Origin of the sequence: Arthrobacter sp. UNCCL28 (assembly GCF_900102805.1) — a bacterium.
Lineage (GTDB): Bacteria > Actinomycetota > Actinomycetes > Actinomycetales > Micrococcaceae > Arthrobacter > Arthrobacter nicotinovorans_A.
Genome location: NZ_FMWE01000001.1, coordinates 903,526 through 922,525, shown reverse-complemented (window position 1 = coordinate 922,525; position 19,000 = coordinate 903,526). Strand labels below are relative to the sequence as shown.

At 62.6% G+C, this 19,000-nt stretch carries 16 protein-coding genes and 1 tRNA gene; 11 read left to right on the top strand and 6 right to left on the bottom strand.

Annotated elements, in window-relative coordinates:
* The first annotated feature begins 49 nt into the window (after nt 1-49).
* From bcp to BLQ01_RS04130, 7 genes are all read left to right on the top strand, one after another.
* The gene (gene bcp, locus BLQ01_RS04160) at nt 50-523 is read left to right on the top strand and encodes a thioredoxin-dependent thiol peroxidase (protein ID WP_091550238.1); all 474 of its coding nucleotides are present in this window, start codon (nt 50-52) and stop codon (nt 521-523) included.
* 54 nt (nt 524-577) lie between these two features.
* A tRNA-Leu gene (locus BLQ01_RS04155) sits at nt 578-659 on the top strand.
* Nucleotides 660-863: 204 nt separating this feature from the next.
* Nucleotides 864-2,516, top strand: a complete 1,653-nt coding sequence (locus BLQ01_RS04150) for an ABC transporter substrate-binding protein (protein ID WP_175493351.1) — start codon at nt 864-866, stop codon at nt 2,514-2,516.
* 79 nt (nt 2,517-2,595) lie between these two features.
* Nucleotides 2,596-4,101, top strand: a complete 1,506-nt coding sequence (locus BLQ01_RS04145) for a malate:quinone oxidoreductase (RefSeq protein WP_091550236.1) — start codon at nt 2,596-2,598, stop codon at nt 4,099-4,101.
* A 67-nt stretch (nt 4,102-4,168) separates the two neighbouring features.
* Nucleotides 4,169-7,405, top strand: coding sequence for an efflux RND transporter permease subunit (locus BLQ01_RS04140; RefSeq protein ID WP_091550234.1), 3,237 nt, complete (start codon nt 4,169-4,171; stop codon nt 7,403-7,405).
* A 147-nt stretch (nt 7,406-7,552) separates the two neighbouring features.
* On the top strand, nt 7,553-8,677 hold the full coding sequence (locus BLQ01_RS04135; protein WP_091550233.1) for an LLM class flavin-dependent oxidoreductase: 1,125 nt from the start codon (nt 7,553-7,555) through the stop codon (nt 8,675-8,677).
* Entirely contained in the window at nt 8,677-9,144 is a 468-nt protein-coding gene (locus tag BLQ01_RS04130) for a MarR family winged helix-turn-helix transcriptional regulator (protein WP_091550232.1), read from the top strand. The genes BLQ01_RS04135 and BLQ01_RS04130 overlap by 1 nt, the downstream gene beginning before the upstream one ends.
* On the opposite strand, the gene BLQ01_RS04125 is transcribed toward BLQ01_RS04130, so the two are convergent.
* Together BLQ01_RS04125 and BLQ01_RS04120 are read right to left on the bottom strand one after the other, a co-directional pair.
* Nucleotides 9,141-9,947, bottom strand: a complete 807-nt coding sequence (locus BLQ01_RS04125) for a transglutaminase-like domain-containing protein (protein WP_091550230.1) — start codon at nt 9,945-9,947, stop codon at nt 9,141-9,143. The two genes, BLQ01_RS04130 and BLQ01_RS04125, sit on opposite strands and share 4 nt — an antisense overlap.
* Before the next feature lie 71 nt (nt 9,948-10,018).
* A complete protein-coding gene (locus BLQ01_RS04120; RefSeq protein ID WP_091550228.1) occupies nt 10,019-10,888 on the bottom strand; it encodes a hypothetical protein in 870 nt (289 codons plus the stop codon).
* Between the two features lie 54 nt (nt 10,889-10,942).
* Here BLQ01_RS04120 and BLQ01_RS04115 point away from each other — a divergent pair, with 54 nt between their 5' ends.
* The gene (locus BLQ01_RS04115; RefSeq protein ID WP_091550226.1) at nt 10,943-11,611 is read left to right on the top strand and encodes a DUF1684 domain-containing protein; all 669 of its coding nucleotides are present in this window, start codon (nt 10,943-10,945) and stop codon (nt 11,609-11,611) included.
* On the opposite strand, the gene BLQ01_RS04110 is transcribed toward BLQ01_RS04115, so the two are convergent.
* Nucleotides 11,608-12,804, bottom strand: coding sequence for an SLC13 family permease (locus tag BLQ01_RS04110; protein WP_091550225.1), 1,197 nt, complete (start codon nt 12,802-12,804; stop codon nt 11,608-11,610). The genes BLQ01_RS04115 and BLQ01_RS04110 overlap by 4 nt on opposite strands.
* 161 nt (nt 12,805-12,965) lie before the next feature.
* Between BLQ01_RS04110 and BLQ01_RS04105 the strand changes: the two genes are divergently transcribed.
* The 3 genes from BLQ01_RS04105 (at nt 12,966) to BLQ01_RS04095 (ending at nt 15,066) form a co-directional block, all read left to right on the top strand.
* Nucleotides 12,966-13,592: a DM13 domain-containing protein gene (locus tag BLQ01_RS04105; RefSeq protein ID WP_091550223.1), complete on the top strand. Its 627-nt coding sequence runs from the start codon at nt 12,966-12,968 to the stop codon at nt 13,590-13,592.
* Between the two features lie 122 nt (nt 13,593-13,714).
* Entirely contained in the window at nt 13,715-14,563 is an 849-nt protein-coding gene (locus tag BLQ01_RS04100) for a fumarylacetoacetate hydrolase family protein (protein ID WP_091550222.1), read from the top strand.
* Between the two features lie 17 nt (nt 14,564-14,580).
* Nucleotides 14,581-15,066 (top strand): GtrA family protein, encoded by a 486-nt coding sequence (locus tag BLQ01_RS04095; protein WP_091550220.1) that lies wholly within the window; start codon nt 14,581-14,583, stop codon nt 15,064-15,066.
* A gap of 54 nt (nt 15,067-15,120) precedes the next feature.
* Here BLQ01_RS04095 and BLQ01_RS04090 read toward each other — a convergent pair whose 3' ends face one another.
* The 3 genes from BLQ01_RS04090 to BLQ01_RS04080 are packed head-to-tail and all read right to left on the bottom strand — an operon-like array spanning nt 15,121 to nt 18,986.
* On the bottom strand, nt 15,121-16,290 hold the full coding sequence (locus BLQ01_RS04090; protein ID WP_091550219.1) for a cysteine desulfurase family protein: 1,170 nt from the start codon (nt 16,288-16,290) through the stop codon (nt 15,121-15,123).
* Between the two features lie 7 nt (nt 16,291-16,297).
* Nucleotides 16,298-17,170 (bottom strand): carboxylating nicotinate-nucleotide diphosphorylase, encoded by an 873-nt coding sequence (nadC, locus tag BLQ01_RS04085; protein WP_091550217.1) that lies wholly within the window; start codon nt 17,168-17,170, stop codon nt 16,298-16,300.
* A complete protein-coding gene (locus BLQ01_RS04080; RefSeq protein WP_091550215.1) occupies nt 17,163-18,986 on the bottom strand; it encodes an L-aspartate oxidase in 1,824 nt (607 codons plus the stop codon). Before BLQ01_RS04080 ends, nadC begins: the two co-directional genes overlap by 8 nt.
* Nucleotides 18,987-19,000 lie beyond the last annotated feature (14 nt).

Below are 19,000 nucleotides of genomic sequence, written 5' to 3'. Positions count from 1 at the left end.
CTTCACCCCACTAAACTGGGAAATCGCGATCCCCAGCTAGGAGCATATTGTGGCAGAACGACTTATCCCGGGCGACGTCGCCCCGAACTTCTCACTTCTGGATGAAACCGGTAAAAGCGTTGGCTTGGCGGACTTCCGCGGACGCAAAACCATCGTCTATTTCTATCCGGCAGCATCAACCCCCGGCTGCACCAAGGAAGCCTGTGACTTCCGCGACACCCTGGCTTCACTGCAGGCTGCAGGCTATGAGGTTGTTGGCATCTCTCCCGATCCCGTCAAAGCACTGGCGAAGTTTGCATCCGAAGAACAACTGACCTTCCCGCTCCTCTCGGACGAGGACCATGCTGTGGCTGAGGCCTACGGAGCTTGGGGCGAGAAGAAGAACTACGGCAAGACCTACATGGGACTGATCCGGTCCACGGTGGTGGTGGATCCCGAAGGAAAGGTGTCTCTGGCGCAATACAACGTGCGTGCAACCGGGCATGTTGCCAAGCTCCGCAGGGACCTCAAGCTGGACAGCTAGCAGGTACACTGGAGGCCGATGGCGGGCCGCCCCTGGGGCGCCGGCCATCAGCCGGCGCGAGTGGTGAAATTGGCAGACACGCAGGATTTAGGTTCCTGTGCCTTCGGGCGTGGGGGTTCAAGTCCCCCCTTGCGCACAGCATCAAAGGCAGTGAATGGACCACATAGAACACCCCCGATTTTGCAATCGGGGGTGTTTTTTCCTCAAGCAGCGGGGACAGCTTCCTGAAAATGCGCTGGGAAGTGCACTCAGGAGGTTCAACTAGACTGGAATGCGGTCTGGCAAAGCCGGCCACAGCACTTCCGACCGGCTTGAGGGGACAAGAGTGGCAAGCAGCAAGATGCGGCGACTGACCGTACAGTTCGTAGCTGCAGCAGCGGTTTTAGGGCTGGCAGCATGCACAGGAGCGCCGGGATCTGCGCCGTCTTCGTCTTCCAGCAGTACAGCTCCCGCAGAGCCTGCTGCCACCTTCAATTTCGGTACTGCCTCCATGCCCCTTGGGCTCGATCCCGCCATGACCGCGGATTCAGAGTCCTACCGGGTCACCCGCCAGGTCCTCGAAGGACTGGTGGGCGTCGATGGCGCCACAGGTGAGACCACTCCCCTTTTGGCCACGGAGTGGAAAGACAGCAACAACGGGCTCAGCTACGATTTCACGCTCCGCTCCGCAGTAACCTTCCACGATGGCACCCCACTTGACGCTGCAGCTGTCTGCGCAAACTTCAACCGCTGGTTCACCTTTTCCTCCGAGCTCCGGAAACAAGCTCCCGGGATCTCTTTCCAAGGGGTGTTCAAGGCTTACTCGGACGAACCCGTGTTCTCCATCTTCAAAGACTGCAAAGTGGTCTCTGCCACTGACGTCCAGATCAACCTGACGCGGCCTTTCACCGGTTTCCTCCAGGCGTTGACCCTTCCCGCCTTCGCCATTTCCTCGCCCACCGCCCTGGAAGCACAAAAAGCGAACGTGCTGGACCAGACCCTCAACGGCCAGGCCGTGTCCGCCTACGCCAGCCACCCCGTGGGGACGGGCCCATATGAATTCAGTGCCTGGGATGAGAATAAAATCACCCTGGCCACCTACAAGGGCTACTGGGGCAACCGCGGCCAGATAGCAACCATCAACTTCATTCCCTACGACCGCGCCGAAACGCGTCAGCAAGCCCTCTTGGACGGCAAGATCGATGCCTACGACCTGGTCACCCCCAGCACGTTTGACCAACTGGTAAAGAAGGGCGTGCAGATCATCCAGCGCGATCCGTTCTCCGTGATGTACCTCGGGATCAACCAGGCAACAGCCCCGTTGGACAAGCTCGAGGTCCGGCAGGCAATCGAAATGGCAGTCGATAAAGAAACATTGATCCGGCGGTTCTTCATCGACAACACGGCCCAAGCCTCGCAGTTCGTGCCGCCCAAGCTCAGCGGCTTCAACAACAATGCCCCCTCCCTGGGGTACAACCCCGATAAGGCCAAGGCCTTGCTGGAAAAGGCGGGTTACAAGGGCGAGGAAATCAAGTTCTACTACCCGTTGAATGCCACCCGCGCCTACATGCCCACTCCGGAGAAGATCTACGCTGAAATCAGCCGCCAGCTGGTTGCCGTGGGCTTGAACATCAAGCCGGTGCCCGTGGACTGGGAGGGCGGCTACCTGCAACGGGTCCAGTCGGCCGGAGACCGCGGCCTGCACCTCCTGGGGTGGAACGGCTCCTACGCTGACGCCGACAACTTCCTGGGGCCGCTCTTCGGCGAGAAACGCGCCGAGTTCGGCTATGCGGATTCAGAAGTATTCCACAAAATCGAGCGGGCACGCGCCATGCCTGATGGTGACGACCGCAACGCCCAGTACCAGGCCATCAATGCCGAAATCGCAGCCTCGGTCCCGGCAGTGCCCATCGCCTTCCCCATCTCGGCGTTGGCGCTGTCCAACAAGGTGGAAAGCTACCCGGCTTCACCGGTCCTCAACGAAGTTTTCACGAACGTCCGCTTAAAGCCTTGACGATTGCCCGCAATTTCAGTATTGGGTCTGCGCGGGGATATTCTGTGACAGCCAGTGCCGCCGCTAACGGAGATTGATCGTGACCTTCATTTCCAAGACTCAACATGCCGACGTCGTCCTTATTGGCGGCGGAATCATGAGCGCCACCCTTGGTGCGTTCATCAAGCAACTCGAACCCACCTGGACCATCTCCCTGTTCGAACGACTCGACGAAGCGGGGCTTGAGAGCTCCGGACCGTGGAACAACGCCGGCACCGGACATGCCGCGCTGTGTGAGCTTAACTACTCGCCCGCAGCCAAAGACGGCTCCGTGGACCCCTCCAAGGCCCTCCACATCAACGAGCAGTTCCAGCTCTCGCGCCAATTCTGGTCCCACCTCGTGGACAGCAGCGTTATCGGTTCCCCCAAGGGCTTCATCAACACCGTTCCGCACATGAGCTTCGTCATTGGCGACGACCACGCGGACTTCCTCAAGACCCGGTACGAGGCACTGAAGCCCAACACACTGTTCCGCAGCATGGAATACACCGAGGACCAGGACCAGATTGCCAAGTGGGCGCCCCTGATCGTCAAGGGACGCGACCGTAAGCAACGGGTTGCCGCTACCCGGGCTGCTGAAGGCACCGACGTCGATTTCGGCGCCCTGACACGTGAGCTGACCACCTACCTGCAGGACAGCGGCGCCGAGGTCAATTACGGCCACGACGTCACCAACATCAACCGGGCTGCAGGTGGCGGCTGGGACCTTTCCATCAAGCATCACAAGTCCGGCGAGCACGGCCGGATCCATGCGAAGTTCGTCTTCGTCGGAGCCGGCGGCGGAGCCCTGCACCTCCTCCAGGCTTCCGGCATTCCCGAGAGCAAGGGCTACGGCGGTTTCCCCGTTTCCGGCCAGTTTTTCCGCTGCACGGACGACGCCATCACGTCCCAGCACAGCGCCAAGGTATACGGGCAGGCATCCGTAGGAGCGCCGCCCATGTCCGTACCGCACCTGGACACCCGCTACGTGGACGGCAAGCGTTCGCTGCTGTTCGGCCCGTACGCCGGTTTCTCCACCAACTTCCTGAAGACCTCCAGCTACCTGGACCTGCCCTTGTCCATCCGGCCGGGAAACATCATTCCCATGCTGGCTGTAGCCAAGGACAACATGGACCTCACCGCTTACCTCATCAAAGAGGTGGCCAAGCGCCATGAGGCCAAGGTTGAGGCCCTGCGCGAGTACTACCCGGAAGCTGCCGGTGGTAATTGGGAACTGATCACGGCCGGCCAGCGTGTACAAATCATCAAGAAGCACCCTCAGAAGGGTGGCGTCCTGCAGTTCGGCACCGAGGTCATTGCCTCCCGCGATGGTTCCATTGGCGCATTGCTGGGTGCCTCTCCGGGAGCCTCCACTGCTGTACCAATCATGATCGAACTGCTCCAGAAGTCCTTCCCGAAGAACTTCAAGGGCTGGCAGTCCAAGCTCAAGGACATGATGCCGGGCTACGGCGTCAAGCTCAACGAGAACCCTGAGCTCGCTGCCGAACTCGAAGCAAGCACCGCGCGTTCGCTGCAACTCGAAGTGGCAAACGCCGTCCAAAGCTAGGCCATACCCGGGGCTGCGGCCGGTTCCCGTCAGACGAATCGTTTCGTAGACCCTGGGAGTCAATGCAATGTTCCGCCTGGCCAAGCTTTCTCTGGGAAACCGGGCCCTGATCGCGCTGATCACCGTCTTCGCTGCCGTGTTCGTCGTGATCACCATGGGATCCCTGAAGCAGGAACTCATACCGTCCATCGAGTTCCCGCAGATCACTGTGGTGACCTCGATGCCGGGGGCCTCTCCGGAGGTGGTGGACAAGCAATTGAGCCAGCCCCTGGAAACAGCACTGAACAGTGTTGAGGGGCTGGAGTCCACCACGTCGACCTCCCGCAACGGTGTTTCACAAATCACCATGGTGTTCACCTACGGGTCCAACCTTGACCGGGCACGCAACCAGATTGACCGGGCCATCTCGAACGCCAAGCGGGTTCTGCCGGCCGACGTCGAGCCACAGTCCATTGCCGGGAACATCAGCGATTTTCCGATTGTCTACCTGGCCGTGTCCTCGGACAAACCGCTGAGCGAACTCAACGCGGACCTCTTGCGGTTGAGCGTTCCACGGCTGCAGAAGATCGACGGCGTCCGCGGCGCCGACGTCACCGGTGGAGCCAGCCAGCACATCCTGATCGAACCGCGCCCGGCGGATCTGGCCACCACTGGAGCGTCCATCCAGGCCATCAGCAGCGCTTTGAAGAACAATGGCACCCTGGTCCCCGTGGGCACCATCGAGGACCAGGGAAAGACGCTGTCCCTCCAGCTCGGAAGTCCGGTTGATTCGCTGGAGATCATCAAGGGGCTGCCCCTGGCCGGCGCCAAGACCGCGGCCACTATCGGGTCGGTAGCCGATGTCAGCATCGAAGACGACGCCGCCACCTCCATTACGCGCACCAACGGCAAGCCGACGCTGGCGCTGTCCGTCACCAAAAAGCCCGAGGGCGATACCGTGGCGATTTCCCATGCCGTGCGGGACGCGATCGCACCTATGCAGGAAGAACTCGGCAACAACGCAACGTTCACACCGGTCTTCGACCAGGCTCCGTTCATTGAGAAGTCCATCAAGGACCTCACCACCGAAGGACTCCTTGGACTGGGCTTCGCCGTGGCCGTCATCCTGGTTTTCCTCATGTCCGTACGATCGACCTTGGTGACCGCTGTTTCGATACCGCTGTCCCTGCTGATCACCTTCATCGGCATCTCGGCCACAGGCTATTCCCTGAACATCCTCACTTTGGGTGCCCTGACCATTGCGATCGGGCGCGTGGTTGATGACTCGATCGTGGTGATCGAGAACATCAAGAGGCATCTGAGTTACGGTGAAGCCAAGCTGACAGCCATTTTGACCTCCATCAGGGAAGTCGCCGGGGCCATCACCGCTTCGACGTTGACCACCGTTGCCGTCTTCCTGCCCATTGCCTTTGTGGGAGACCTGGCCGGGGAGCTGTTCCGGCCTTTCGCCCTCACAGTGACCATCGCCCTGTTGTCCTCACTGCTGGTCTCGCTCACGATCGTGCCAGTCCTGGCCTACTGGTTCCTCGCTTCCCCGACACAGGGAGCGGCGACCCAGGCTTCCCTCCGGGAAGCTGCGGCAAAAGCCCGGGAAGCCGAGGAAAGAAGCAGGCTCCAGCGCGGCTATCTTCCGATCCTGGCGAAAACACAGAAACACCCGGTTATCACGTTGTCCGCCGCCGCCTTGATCCTTGTGGCAACGGTCGCCGTTTCACCGCTCCTGGCCACTGACCTGCTGGGCCGCTCCGGCGAGAACAGCATGACCGTACGCCAAGTGCTTCCAGCCGGCACGAGCCTGCAGGCCACCAGCGATGAGGCAAGCAAGATCGAGGATTCCCTCAAGGGCATCAACGGCATCAAAGACGTGCAGGTCACCTCCGGAAACGCCCAGACAGGCTTCGCCGCCCTGACCTCCACTGGTTCCTCCAACTCGACGTTCACCATTGTGACTGATGAGAAAGTGAACCAGGCCAAGCTCCAGGATGAGGTCCGCTCCAAGCTCCAAGGCGCGGCGGGAAAGATCACTGTCGGGTCCCAGCAAGGTGGATTCGGCACATCTTCCACGGTGGACATCACTATCCGGGCAGCGAACTCCGCCGATCTCCAAACGGCCAGCGACGCCACGGTGAAGGCCATGGAAGGAGTGCCCGGCAGTTCGGAGGTAGCCACCAACCTGGCCTCCAAGCAATCAGTGGTCCAGGTCCGCGTTGACCGCGCCAAGGCCGTGGCCGCCGGACTGACCGAGGAGCAGGTTGGGGCCTTCCTTGCTTCCACCGTCAGCCCCGTCCCTGCCGGCACCGTGCGCATCGATACCAACGACTACCCTGTGCAGATCGGCGAGGGCACCCGGTTCACCAGCATTGCTTCGGTGCGGGCGCTCCAGCTCCCCACAGCCCGGGGTGGCGTGGCGCTGGAGACGATCGCCGCCGTCGAGCAGGTTGATACTCCTGTGTCCATCACCAGCAGCAATGGGCAGCGTACAGCGCGGGTGACTGTCACGCCGTCAGGTTCCAACCTAGGCAGCGTCAGCGCCGCGGTCCAGGAGCGTCTTGCATCCCTGGAACTTCCGGCCGGGGTTACAGCCACCATCGGAGGTGCGACCACCCAGCAGGCGGAGTCGTTCCGGCAGTTGGGCCTGGCACTGCTGGCAGCCATCGCGATTGTGTACGTCATCATGGTGGCAGCGTTCAAGTCACTCATCCAGCCCCTGATCCTGCTGGTCTCCGTGCCGTTCGCGGCAACGGGAGCGGTAGGCCTGCTCCTGGTGACCGGTGTTCCGCTGGGCCTGCCCTCGTTGATCGGCATGCTGATGTTGGTAGGCATCGTAGTCACCAACGCTATTGTCCTCATTGACCTCATCAACCAGTACCGCAAGCCCCACGATGGCAGCCCCGGCATGAACGTCGCGGAGGCCATTACGCACGGCGCCCGCCAGCGGCTCCGCCCCATCCTCATGACGGCGTTGGCCACGGTGTTCGCACTGACGCCCATGGCATTTGGACTTACCGGCGGCGGCGGCTTCATTTCACAGCCCCTGGCGATCGTGGTGATCGGAGGCCTGGTCTCCTCCACGGCGTTGACCTTGGTGCTGGTCCCGGTCCTCTACAAACTGGTGGAGGGACGCAGGGAAAAGAAAGACTTGCTGAAGGCCTTGAAGGAGAAGCCGGCACCTGAATCCGGAAGCGGAACAGCCGCCCCGGCAGGAAACGCGGCCGGTGGCTCCTCCGATGAATTCCAGGATTGGACCACGGGAATGATTCCCAGGGTCAAGGGTCGCCGCGCTGCCCACAACCCCGGCGAATAGCGGCCACAGCCAACAAACTCCATGACATGCAGGGCCGGGAACAATTCCCGGCCCTGCCCTGTTACAGGTATCGATACATGCAAATGCATCTAGTTTGAGGTACACTGTTGAAAGAGCCCGGACCTCGGGCAGGGAGAAAGGCACATCATGCAGATCGGCGTATTCAGCGTCAGCGACATCACAGCTGACCCCACCACGGGCCGCACACCCACAGAGAACGAACGCATCAAGGCCTCCGTTGCCATCGCCAAAAAGGTCGAAGAAATCGGCATGGATGTCTATGCCCTTGGCGAGCACCACAACCGGCCGTTCTTCTCCTCCTCCCCCACCACGACGTTGGCCTACATCGCTGCCCAGACCGAGCGCATCACGCTGTCCACGGCCACCACACTGATCACCACCAACGATCCTGTGAAGATTGCCGAAGACTTCGCAATGCTTCAGCACCTCTCCGACGGCCGCGTGGACCTGGTCCTTGGCCGCGGCAACACTGCACCGGTCTACCCCTGGTTCGGCAAGAACATCCAGGACGGCGTTGAGTTGGCCATTGAGAACTACAGCCTGCTCCGCAAGCTGTGGGATGAGGACACCGTCAACTGGTCGGGCAAGTTCCGCACGCCTCTGCAGAACTTCACCTCCACGCCGCGCCCCCTCGACGGCGTCGCCCCGTTCGTGTGGCACGGTTCAATCCGCACACCGCAGATCGCGGAAGTTGCCGCGTACTTCGGCGATGGCTTCTTCGCCAACAACATCTTCTGGCCCAAGGAGCACTACCAGCAGCTGATCGGCCTCTACCGTGAGCGTTACGAGCACTACGGGCACGGCAAGGCAGACCAGGCAATTGTGGGACTCGGCGGTCAGTTCTTCATGAGAAAGAACTCCCAGGACGCGGTGAAGGAATTCCGCCCGTACTTCGACAACGCACCGGTTTACGGCCATGGACCGTCCTTGGAAGACTTCACCTCCCAAACGCCCCTGACCGTGGGAAGCCCCCAGGAAGTCATCGAAAAGACGCTGACTTTCCGTGAGGCCTTCGGCGACTACCAGCGCCAGTTGTTCCTGATCGACCACGCCGGACTTCCCCTGAAGACCGTGCTTGAGCAGCTGGACCTGTTTGGTGAGGAAGTCCTTCCTGTCCTGCGCAAGGAATACGCCGCCATGAAGCCCGCCCACGTGCCGGACGCTCCGACCCACGCATCCCGCGTGGCCGCTTCGCTGGAGGAAAAGGTCAGCGAATCCGCTACTGCAGGTGCCGCGGGGCAGGACGCCTGATGTCCGGTCCAACGGGCGCGGCATCCTCCGCCGTTCGCCTCGCCGCCGAAACCTGGGAGTCGCTGTTCCGCTCCCAGGTGGCGGTGATGCGGAAACTTCAGTCAGGTCCGGCGTTCAAGACCCTGCCCGTCAAGGAATACGACGTCCTTTTCACGTTGTCCAAGTGCCCTTCCGGCCAGCTGCGGCTCAATGAGATCAATGACAAGGTTCTGCTGAGCCAGTCGAGCCTGAGCCGTTTGGTGGATCGCCTGGAGAAGCGCGGATTGGTGGAGCGGACGGCAGCCCCCGACGACGGCCGCGGAGTGCTGCTCTCACTCACCGAGGCCGGCAGCGAGCTTCAAAAAGCCATCGGACGGGACCATGTAAGGGACATCGCCCATTTGGTGGGGCCCGCACTTACACCCGAAGAACAGCGTGAACTACTCCGCTTGACCGAAAAACTCCGGGCCTCGGTGGCCGGACACTAGCTAAGCCGGACGAGCTCCCGGAGGTTTTCCACCGGGAGCTCGCCATTGACCGAAGCACTGACCTTGAGTGTCTTCAGCGTCAGGCTGCCGCCTACGGTGGAGAGGAACGCCGTGTCCGAGGAATCCCGGCCGGCGGTGATCCTCAGCATGGATTCGCGCGGAGCAAGGCCTGTGGGATCGATGATGTACCAGGCGCCGTCAACGTAGGCTTCGGCAACGGCATGGAAATCCATGGGACTCAGCCCGGGAGCGTACACAGCCGCGAGCCGCGCGGGAATGTCTTTGGCCCGCAGCAGGGCGATCGCCAGATGGGCAAAATCGCGGCACACGCCCTTGCGGTGCAGCAACGTTTCCACGGCTCCATCAGTACCCCGCGAAGAACCGCTGACGTAACGGAGTTCACCGTTGACCCAGTCGCGGACAGCCTGAAGCAGTTCAACGCCTTGCAGGTTTCCGAACTCGGCATAGGAAGTAGGCAGCAGCCTGTCCGACTCCGCATATCTGCTGGGCCGGACGTAGCGGATCAGTTCCATGGGATTGGAGGTTTCGGGGATGCCAACGCCGTGGACAGTTGCCCTGTACTCCACGGTCACTTCACTGGGCTCGGTGAACTCAAGGTAGTGGAAGCGTCCGCCGTGGTGGTCGCAGAGTTCGGCAAAGGGAAGCTCCCCACCTGCCGCCGTGATGGACAGGGTTTCGGTCACTGAGTCGTAGCCGGAATTTTGGGCCACGGCTATGGCCATGGCTACTTTGGTGTTGGCTGCGGTCTTGAAAACGAGCGTGGCAGCAACGTTGCGTTCCATTGATCTCCGGGGTGTGTTGCGACGGGAAGCCCCCAACGCCGCCGTATGTGTGAACCAGCCAATCGCCTGGGCTATTGATTGACCTTCAGAGACAGTAGCATCCGCTGGACATTGGCGAATTCAGAACCGTGGACCGCATACTTTGCCGCGAGGTCAAGAGTTTCGAAAGACTTGGCCGGGGCCACCTTCTCGTCGGCAGCATATGCATGGAGCACGGGGATGTCTCCAAAGGAATAGTCGCCTTTCCCATCCGGTCCCAGCACCCGGTTCCTGAGTTCGCACGATTGCCCGTCAGCCCCGGCCACCGTATTGGTGATGCCATATGAGCCGAAGAATTTGTATCCCTGGATCACCCGGAAAACCGCCCGTGGATCAATGGTGTCCGGCCCATCGGCATGCGGAACGTCCAAAGGTACGCTGCTGATCACTACATAGGGCCTGGCTTGTCCGGCCGGGCAATTGACCGGAGCAGATGGCGGCAGGCCGGTCTGGAGGGTGGCAACGTATTTCCCGGCACCGTCCTTGACTTCGACCTTCACTGCTGCCGGCAAGGAACCCGGCTCGGGAGTCACCGACTGGGCAATCCAATCCCTGGGCAGTTCGAAACTGACGCTCTTGGCCGGATCCGTATAGGTCTTCCATGAAAGCGCCGTTGCTGCGGGACCCGGCGTGGCGACGGCCGCCCCCGACGAAGCCGCCTGGCCCTCCGGGCCCGGTGTTGCCGAGGGTGAGCCAACGGCGGTACCAGGCTCCGGCGTCGCGCTTTCCGTCGGCGCCCCCGTGCCCGACTCCGAACTGTTCGGCTTCGACGTTGCCGTGGAGGTAACCTGCGGTCCCTTGTTTTCAGCCGAGCAAGATGCCGTTGCGGCCAGGACCGTCCCTGCAAGGACCAAGGCAGCGAGCTTCACCGGAACGCGCTTCAGGTTCATGATGCCGATCATGGCCCCAGCCTATCGGCGGCGATACCGCGACACGCACAGGGTTAGGCTGTGGGTATGGCTCCCGATCAGCAGGACTATTTCGAGGACGACATCCCCACCATGTCAGCGGTTGATATAGCCGACTGGCGCCTGCGGACGTTCGCCCTGTACGACAAAGTGCGTCAACTTGCAGCCACCAATCCTTTCGACGCCCACGTTTTCTGGCGCCAGGAGCGGGACCTGATGTTTGCCACCCATCCGGCATCCGCGCTGACGGCCGGGATGAAGGCCTCCTTTTCAGGACTGCGTACGGCTGACTACGACCCCGCCTTCCGCAGGCACGCGGTGTTGCTCCCTGACGGATCCGGGCAGGAAATGAATGTTGAGACAGGCACCGACGGCGTTGTGCCGTTTGTCAGGATCGGCACCTTCGACTTGGATGAACTGGGCTCCTTGGCAGTGTGGCGGCTCAGGAGCTACGGCGGCGGGATCTTTGTCCCGTTCCGTGACACCACCGCAGGCAAGGATGGCGGAAGCTACGGGGCGGGTCGGTACCTGCTGGACACGGTCAAGGGCTCCTTCCACGGCACCAGGAGCTCCTCCGGTGAACCGGAGTTCATCCTGGATTTCAACTTTGCCTACAATCCCTCCTGCGCCTACAACGAGGCTTGGGCGTGCCCCTTGGCAGGACCGGACAACCGGTTGGCCACAGACATTCCCGTGGGCGAACTCTACGTGGGCTAGCCAAACACCCCTCCTGGGCCAACGACTGTGAGGGCCGCGATGGCCGCCGTTATGGTCAACGGGGCCACGATCAAGCCCAACACCGCGTAACCCTTCCACTTGATCAACACGTTCATGCGGACCAGGCGATCGTGCCACAGCAGGGTGGCCAGGGAAGCCCATGGCGTGATCAGGGGTCCTGCATTGACACCTATCAAGAGTGCAGCCATCCGCACTGGACTTCCTGCCAGCGGCTCGGCCAAAAGATAAGCAGGCAGGTTGTTGACCACATTGGATCCAAGCGCACCTGTCATGGCCAACCTCAGCAGTTCGACGAAGCCGCTTCCTTCCCCTGCCACCTGCCCAAGCAACACGGAGGCGCCAAGGTACTGGGTTGCTTCGACCACCAGGAAAAGGCCGCACGTAAAAAGCAGCAGCGACCACGGAATCAGCGTCACCTTAAGCACTTTCGGGCGCCGAATGGCGAAAAACGCCGCCAGCACCACGGCTGCGGCGGTGGCCGGAATCCAGATCGCCGCACCGGACACCAGGGCCGGCAAGAGGAGAACCAGGACCACGGCGCTGGCACCCAGCAGCACCCGATCAGGGGCGGCGGCCGATGTTGGCTCTGGGGCGGGTCGTGCAGAATCCAAGGCGTAGGTCTTGCGCAGCTCGCGCCGGAACACCACTGCAACGAACACCAACGGAACCACAATTGCCGCCAGGGACGGAGCCCACATCAGGCGGGCAAACTGTGCCGGGCTGATGCCACCCAGATTGTGCTGCGCCAGGAGGTTCGTCAGATTGGAAATCGGCAGCAACAGACTCGCCGTATTCGCCAGCCACACCGTGGTCAAGGCCGAGGGCAGGACGGGCAACCCGGCTTGGCGGGCTACGGTGACCACCACCGGAGTCAGCAGGACCGCCGTCGTATCCAGCGACAGGAAGATCGTACTCAGGACGGCGAACAGCGCAAGCAGCAACCACAACAGGACACCACGGCCACGACCCCATCTCCGGAGTCGCCGGGCAATCCACTGGAAAGTCCCTGCCTCACTGACGAGCTCGGTGACCACGGTCATGGCAACGACGAACGCCAGGATGGGTGCCACCCGGTCTACCAGGACGGCTACTTCGTGCCACGGTAAAACGCCCGTGGCAACGGTTACCCCGCCTGCCACGAGGAGAACCAATCCGATGATCGCCAGGCGCATGAATCGGATTCTAAGCCCGGGGCCTGGGATTCTCCCCCAGGCGCTCTGGTTTCCCCGTCCGTTCAGACCCATCCATTCACACCCAGCCGGGGCACAAGCCGTCACGGGACCGTAAGCAATGGAACGCGGTTGTGCTGTCCCCCGAAGCCTAGGCTTGATCCATGAACCGAATCCGGATTTTCATTCGCTCCCACAGGGCTCTTGCCGCAGTGATCGCAGTGATGGTCCTGGCAGCGGTGATGGCAGGGGCAGCACTCTTCCAACCGTGGCGGATTTTCACCAGCAGCAATGTCAACGAAGCGCTGCCTGTTGTGGAAGGCCCTGCGAACACATCATCGGGTGGTGGGACGGCGGCTGCGTCACCTGGGAACACCGCGACCCAGCCCACCAACCCCCAGCCCACCAACCCCCAGCCCACCAGTCCCCTGCCCACCAATCCCATCCCAAGCCCGGCGATTCTCAAGAGCGGCGCCTTCGAATCCCAGGAGCATGAGACCACCGGCTCCGCGCAGTTGCTGGCGTTGCCCGACGGCAGCCACGTACTGCGCCTCGAGAACCTGGCCAGCAGCGACGGACCCGATGTCAAGGTGTGGCTCAGCAGCCTGGAAGCAGGCGGTGACTGGTTCAAATACCGCTCAGGGGCTTACGTGGACCTCGGCAGTATCAAGGCCACCCACGGAAACCACAATTGCGCCATTCCCGCCGGCACTGACGTCAGTGGGCTGACGTCGGTAGTCCTGTGGTGCGATCGCTTCAGTGTAGCTTTCGGATCTGCACCGCTGGCCTGAGGCGCAGCGAAGCCGCCCCTGCCTATCCCGGATGATCGCGCAACTGCCACAAGAACAGCCACAAGAAGTAACGCGGGCCAAGGAACACCGGCACAACGCATCAGAGGACGTAGGATGTCATCATGACTTCACGCCTCCCTCGTCGTATTGCCCGTGTCCGGCCCGTCCCGCCGCTCTCAGCCGATGAGCACTTCTTCGTGGCCAATGACGCCCGGGACTTCGGCTCCGATGCCGGCCGGGAGTGGACAGTGATCGATTCGCCGTTCCCGTCATCCCGGGCGAACACCGCCAGTCCAGCGCGGGACGGCTGGGAGACCGGTGCGACGGTCACGGAAGGCTCCTTCACTTTCCTGGCACCGGCCGTCCCCGTGAATGTGTTGGGCATGGCGCACAACACAGGCCAGCCGGGCCGCGACCTGCCGCCCCAGGCATTCCACAAGGCCGCCTCGAGTGTGGTTGGCCCTGGCGAGGCCATCCAGCTGGACTCCACGGTGGGCTACGTCGACCCTGAAGCCGAACTAACGGTAGTCATCGGGCGCCCCGCCCGCGGTTTGACTGCCGAAACGGCGCGTTCGGCGGTTCTCGGCTACACCATCGGCAACGACGTCTCGGCAAGGGATCTGCAGAAAACCGACGAACTCTGGATCAGCGCCAAAAGCCAGGACACCTTCACTCCAGTCGGCCCATGGATTGTCACGGACCTTGAGGCCTCCAACCTGGAAATCGGGATCGTACACAACGGCCATGAACTTCAGACCGCCAGTTCAGCTGACCTGGGTTGGAAAGTGGATGAGATCCTTGTTTACCTGACCTCTTTCATGACCCTCCAGCCCGGCGATCTTGTGCTGACGGGCTTCCCCGCCGAGTGCGCCCGCATCCAGCCAGGCGACACCGTGGTGTGCCGGGTTGAGGGGATAGGCGAGCTCCGGAACCCCGTTACCGGCGCTTCCTGGGAAGATCTTCCGGCGTAGTGTGTCAGGCTTAAGCCATGGAGACAGCTGCGGACGCCACTGAGCTACGCCCGTCTCCCCCGCAGAAACCACCCCGCATACGCCACCGTGGGGTCCTGAAATACCCCGTAGTGCGGCAATTGATCCGCTTTACCGGGGTGGGTGTGGTCTGCACCGCGAGCTCGCTGGCCATCTACGCGTTGTTGCGTCCGTGGATTGACCCCCAGCTGGCAAACGCCGTGGCATTGATTGCGACCTCGCTGATGAATACGGCGTTGAACCGCAGGCTCACGTTCAAGATCACGGGGAAAAAGAAGCGCACCCGGGATCACCTCAGCGGGGTCCTGGTGATCGCCATCGCCTTGGTCATCACCGGTGGCAGTCTGGGTTTGCTGCACCTCTTCCGGCCCGAAGCCACGGTCACCGAAGAGCTGTGGACCACAACCCTGTCCGGCTTCGTGGCCACTGCGGTCCGGTTTACCCTGCTGAGGCATTGGATATTCCGGCGAGCGCGGCACGTATAGCCGGCCGTGCAGCCGTTGCGGGGCCAGCCGGTAGCGCAGCTGCGCAAGCCTGCCTCAGTTGTCGCCTTGAGGGGAGGCAAGGTTCCGGACACGCCCGACGGCGGTTTCCACGGCGTCCGCGGCCTGCTCCAGTTCGGAGCCGGTGACTGTTGGAGGGAAACTGAAACGGACTGCCGTCTGGGCTGTCTCGGGAGCTATTCCCAAGGCCACCAACACGGGCGAGGGGGCATCGGATCCTGCAGCGCAGGCCGAGCCGCTGGAGCACACCACGCCCAGCCGCTCAAGTTCGAGCAGAACCGATTCGCCGCTGGTACCCGGGAAACAGAAGGACGCCACCGATGGCAAACGCTGCAGCCGGTGGCCAGTGACCACAGCTCCCGGCACGCCGGCCAGGACCCGTTCGATGAACTGATCCCTGAGACCGGAGACCCTGGCTGCCTGTTCCGGCTGCTCGGCACCTGACAACGCCAGTGCGGTGGACAAGGCAACGGCGCCGGCCACGTTCTCCGTCCCTGACCTCCTGCCCCGTTCCTGTCCCCCGCCGTGAACGAGTGGTTCCACCCGGAGCCGGCCCTTGGTGAACAGCACACCTGAACCCTTGGGCGCACCGAGCTTGTGCCCGGACAAGCTCAGGGCATCCACCCCGAGCGCTTTGACATCCAGGGGAAACCATCCGGCGGCCTGGACTGCATCGGTATGGAAGGGGATTCCGTGTTCGCGCGCCACCGCAGCCAGAGCCGTGATCGGTTGGACCGTTCCGATCTCATTGTTCGCGTACATGATGCTGATCAACGCCGTGTCCGGTCCTGCCACCGCACGCAGACCCTCGATGGAGACGAGCCCTTCAGAGTCAACGGGAAGGACGTCCACAACAAAACCGTGCACCCGCTCCAGATACCTCGCCGATTCCTCCACGGCTGGATGCTCGATTGCGCTGATAACTACCCTGTTCAGCGAAGGATCAGCGGACCGCCTGGCCAGTGCAATGCCTTTGACGCCAAGGTTGTCCGCCTCGGTGCCTCCTGAGGTGAAAGTCACCTCGCCAGCACGGCAGTTGAGGATCTTCGCGACACCTGCACGGGCTCCGGCGAGCGCAGCTGCTGCGGCTTCGCCCAGGGTGTGGTGGCTGGAGGGGTTGCCGAACTCACCGCTCAAGTAAGGCCACATGGCCTCAAGTGCCTCGCGGCGAACGGGGGTGGTGGCTGCGGCGTCGAGGAAGATCATGGGTGCCTCAGGCTGTCTCCAGGACCACGTCGAGGCCGAGATCCAGGGCGCTCACGCTGTGGGTCAACCCACCAATGGAGATGACGTCTACGCCGGCAGCGGCAATTTCCGTTACGGTTGCGATGTTGACGTTGCCACTTGCCTCCACGATGGCGCGGCCGTCCACTTGTTTCACTCCGGCGCGGAGTTCCTCGATGGAGAAGTTGTCCAGCATGATGGTGTCCACTCCAGCGGCCAAAACGGGTTCGATCTGTTCGGCCCGGTCCACTTCGACCTCAAAGTGGGTGGTGTGGCCCAGCTGTGCCTTGGCGGCGATCAGCAGTTCCGTCAGTTTTGCGGAGTCGCCACCGGTCATGACGGCCAGGTGGTTGTCCTTGGCCAGTACGGCGTCCGAGAGACTGTAGCGGTGGTTGGCCCCGCCACCGCAGCGCACAGCATAACGTTCCAGGACGCGAAGACCGGGTGTGGTCTTGCGGGTATCAGTGATCCGGGCACGGGTGCCTTCCACCAGCCGGACAAATTCCGCGGTCTTCGTAGCGATGGCGCTCATGCGCTGCACCAGGTTCAATGCGACGCGTTCGGCCAGCAGCACCGAGCGGGCGCTGCCGCTGACCCTGGCAAGGTGCGTCCCGGCGTCGAACGCTTCACCGTCGGCCAGCAGCAGGTCTACCTCGGTATCCGGGTCAACGAGCTTCATGGCGTCACGGAACACGGTGCCGCCGCTGAAGACGCCGGGGACGCGCGCATTCAGCACCGCGGTTGCCCGGGCATCGGCGGGGATGAGCAGTTGCGAGGTGATGTCGCCGCTGGGAGCGTCCTCCGCGAACGCCCGTTCCAGGATGTCCCGCACGGGCGCTGCGGGGAGGGTCAGGTTAGTCATGGACGAGGCTCACTTTCCGGCTCATGGTGTAACGCTTGTCAAAATCTTCGACGGCGGCCGGCTCCGTCATGCTGTCGCTGCGGTAGTGCGCCCCCAACGACTCCCGGCGCTCCCGGGCCGCATGAACGAGCAGCTGTGCCGCCAACAACAAATTCGAGTCCTCATGCACACGGACATCGAGGGAATCAGGAACATTCAACGGCTGCACATCTCCAGCCCAGGCAACCAACGCCACACCGGCCTCCCGCAGCAGTGCGCCATCACGCAAAACCCCTGCCTTGGCAGTCATCAGCCGCCGCAAGGACCCCCTCGAAAACACCCCTGCCCGCGCAAACGAAGCCTCACGAACCCCCGGCCCCGGCAAGCTCTCAAACTCCCAGGAAACAGGAGCGGGCAGGTCAGCATCCAGCTCATCCAGCGGCGCCGGAGGCCCCGACAGCGCCGTTGTCGCGTGAGCGCCCGAACCGGCCGCCGAGCTTGCGAGGCGTTCGCCGGTTCGAGGCGCGAGCGCAGGCGCCAAGGGGACTGCGGCGTCGCGGTAACCGGAGAGAAAAGCGTCAATAGCCCGCCGCCCAAACACCAGTCCCTCGAGCAGGGAGTTGCTTGCCAAGCGGTTAGCTCCTTGCACACCGGTACAAGCCACCTCACCGGCAGCGAGCAATCCGGGAACAGAGGTCCGGCCGTAGAGATCCGTCACCACCCCACCCATCCAGTAGTGGGCAGCCGGTGCCACGGGAACCAGGTTGCGGGTCCAGTCCACGCCCGCCTGGCGCGTGCGCGTACTGAGGTTCGGGAAGCGCCTGGCCAGGAAGCCGCCGCCGCGTTGGTGCTCAATGACGGTGGCGTCCAGGTAGACGTGACCGTTGGGGTCACCAAGTTTCGCAAGGTGAAGGGCGATGCTGCGGGAGACCACGTCCCTGGGCGCGAGCTCGGCGTCGGGGTGGTAGTCCGGCATGAAGCGATGACCGGCGGCATCGAGCAGGATGGCCCCCTCACCCCGGACTGCTTCGGAGATGAGCAAGGGATCGTTGTTGCCCTCGGCCTCCCTGGCTTCCTTGTCCAGCACCATGCAGGTGGGATGGAACTGGAAGAATTCGAGGTCCGCGACGGCGGCACCAACCCGCCATGCCAACGCAAGTCCGTCAGCCGTTGCAACAGAGGGATTGGTTGTTTTGGCGAACAGTTGCCCCGCGCCGCCCGTGGCGAGCAGGACGGAGTCGCCATGGACCCCGAGGCTGCGTCCGTCGTGGAGGAAATTTACTCCCACCACACGGCTGCCTTGGTGTCCGCCCAGGGCCAGGGACGTGGCGTGTGCGTGGCCGATGACCTGGATTTTGCCTGCGGCTTGGAAATCCAGCACGGTCCGGATCAGGGCTGCGGCCACTCCGGCACCGGTGGCATCTCCCCCGGCGTGCAGGATACGCGGGGCTGAATGGGCAGCTTCCAGGCCCAAGGCGGGATCGCCTTGGTCATCGAGGTCGAACTGGACACCGAACCTACCCAACCCGGCGATATCCATACGGGCCTCGGTGCACAGGACCCGAACGGCTTCTTCATTGCAGTGGCCGGCCCCGGCTTTGAGGGTGTCGGCGATGTGGGCCGCCACAGTATCACCGGGTGCAGGTTCGTCCAGGACGGCGGAGATGCCACCCTGGGCGTAGTAGGTGTTGCTGTCCGCCAGAGCACCCTTGGTCAGCAACACCACTTCCGCCCCGGCTTCAGCGGCAAGCAGGGCTGAGTACAGTCCTGCGATACCGCTGCCGACGACCACCAGCCGCCGGGGCACGGGGCCGCGGGCAAGGCTCTCTGTTGTCATGTGGGGCTCGATTC

What these genes read in the sequence shown, in the direction of transcription:
- BLQ01_RS04125 (WP_091550230.1), bottom strand. Translation starts at nt 9,947, where the DNA reads ATGGAACGCAACGTTGCTGCCACGCTCGTTTTCAAGACCGCAGCCAAC.
- nadC (WP_091550217.1), bottom strand. Translation starts at nt 17,170, where the DNA reads ATGACTAACCTGACCCTCCCCGCAGCGCCCGTGCGGGACATCCTGGAA.
- BLQ01_RS04130 (WP_091550232.1), top strand. Translation starts at nt 8,677, where the DNA reads ATGTCCGGTCCAACGGGCGCGGCATCCTCCGCCGTTCGCCTCGCCGCC.
- BLQ01_RS04135 (WP_091550233.1), top strand. Translation starts at nt 7,553, where the DNA reads ATGCAGATCGGCGTATTCAGCGTCAGCGACATCACAGCTGACCCCACC.
- BLQ01_RS04105 (WP_091550223.1), top strand. Translation starts at nt 12,966, where the DNA reads ATGAACCGAATCCGGATTTTCATTCGCTCCCACAGGGCTCTTGCCGCA.
- BLQ01_RS04140 (WP_091550234.1), top strand. Translation starts at nt 4,169, where the DNA reads ATGTTCCGCCTGGCCAAGCTTTCTCTGGGAAACCGGGCCCTGATCGCG.
- BLQ01_RS04115 (WP_091550226.1), top strand. Translation starts at nt 10,943, where the DNA reads ATGGCTCCCGATCAGCAGGACTATTTCGAGGACGACATCCCCACCATG.
- BLQ01_RS04090 (WP_091550219.1), bottom strand. Translation starts at nt 16,290, where the DNA reads ATGATCTTCCTCGACGCCGCAGCCACCACCCCCGTTCGCCGCGAGGCA.
- BLQ01_RS04100 (WP_091550222.1), top strand. Translation starts at nt 13,715, where the DNA reads ATGACTTCACGCCTCCCTCGTCGTATTGCCCGTGTCCGGCCCGTCCCG.
- BLQ01_RS04120 (WP_091550228.1), bottom strand. Translation starts at nt 10,888, where the DNA reads ATGATCGGCATCATGAACCTGAAGCGCGTTCCGGTGAAGCTCGCTGCC.
- BLQ01_RS04095 (WP_091550220.1), top strand. Translation starts at nt 14,581, where the DNA reads ATGGAGACAGCTGCGGACGCCACTGAGCTACGCCCGTCTCCCCCGCAG.
- BLQ01_RS04150 (WP_175493351.1), top strand. Translation starts at nt 864, where the DNA reads ATGCGGCGACTGACCGTACAGTTCGTAGCTGCAGCAGCGGTTTTAGGG.
- BLQ01_RS04110 (WP_091550225.1), bottom strand. Translation starts at nt 12,804, where the DNA reads ATGCGCCTGGCGATCATCGGATTGGTTCTCCTCGTGGCAGGCGGGGTA.
- BLQ01_RS04080 (WP_091550215.1), bottom strand. Translation starts at nt 18,986, where the DNA reads ATGACAACAGAGAGCCTTGCCCGCGGCCCCGTGCCCCGGCGGCTGGTG.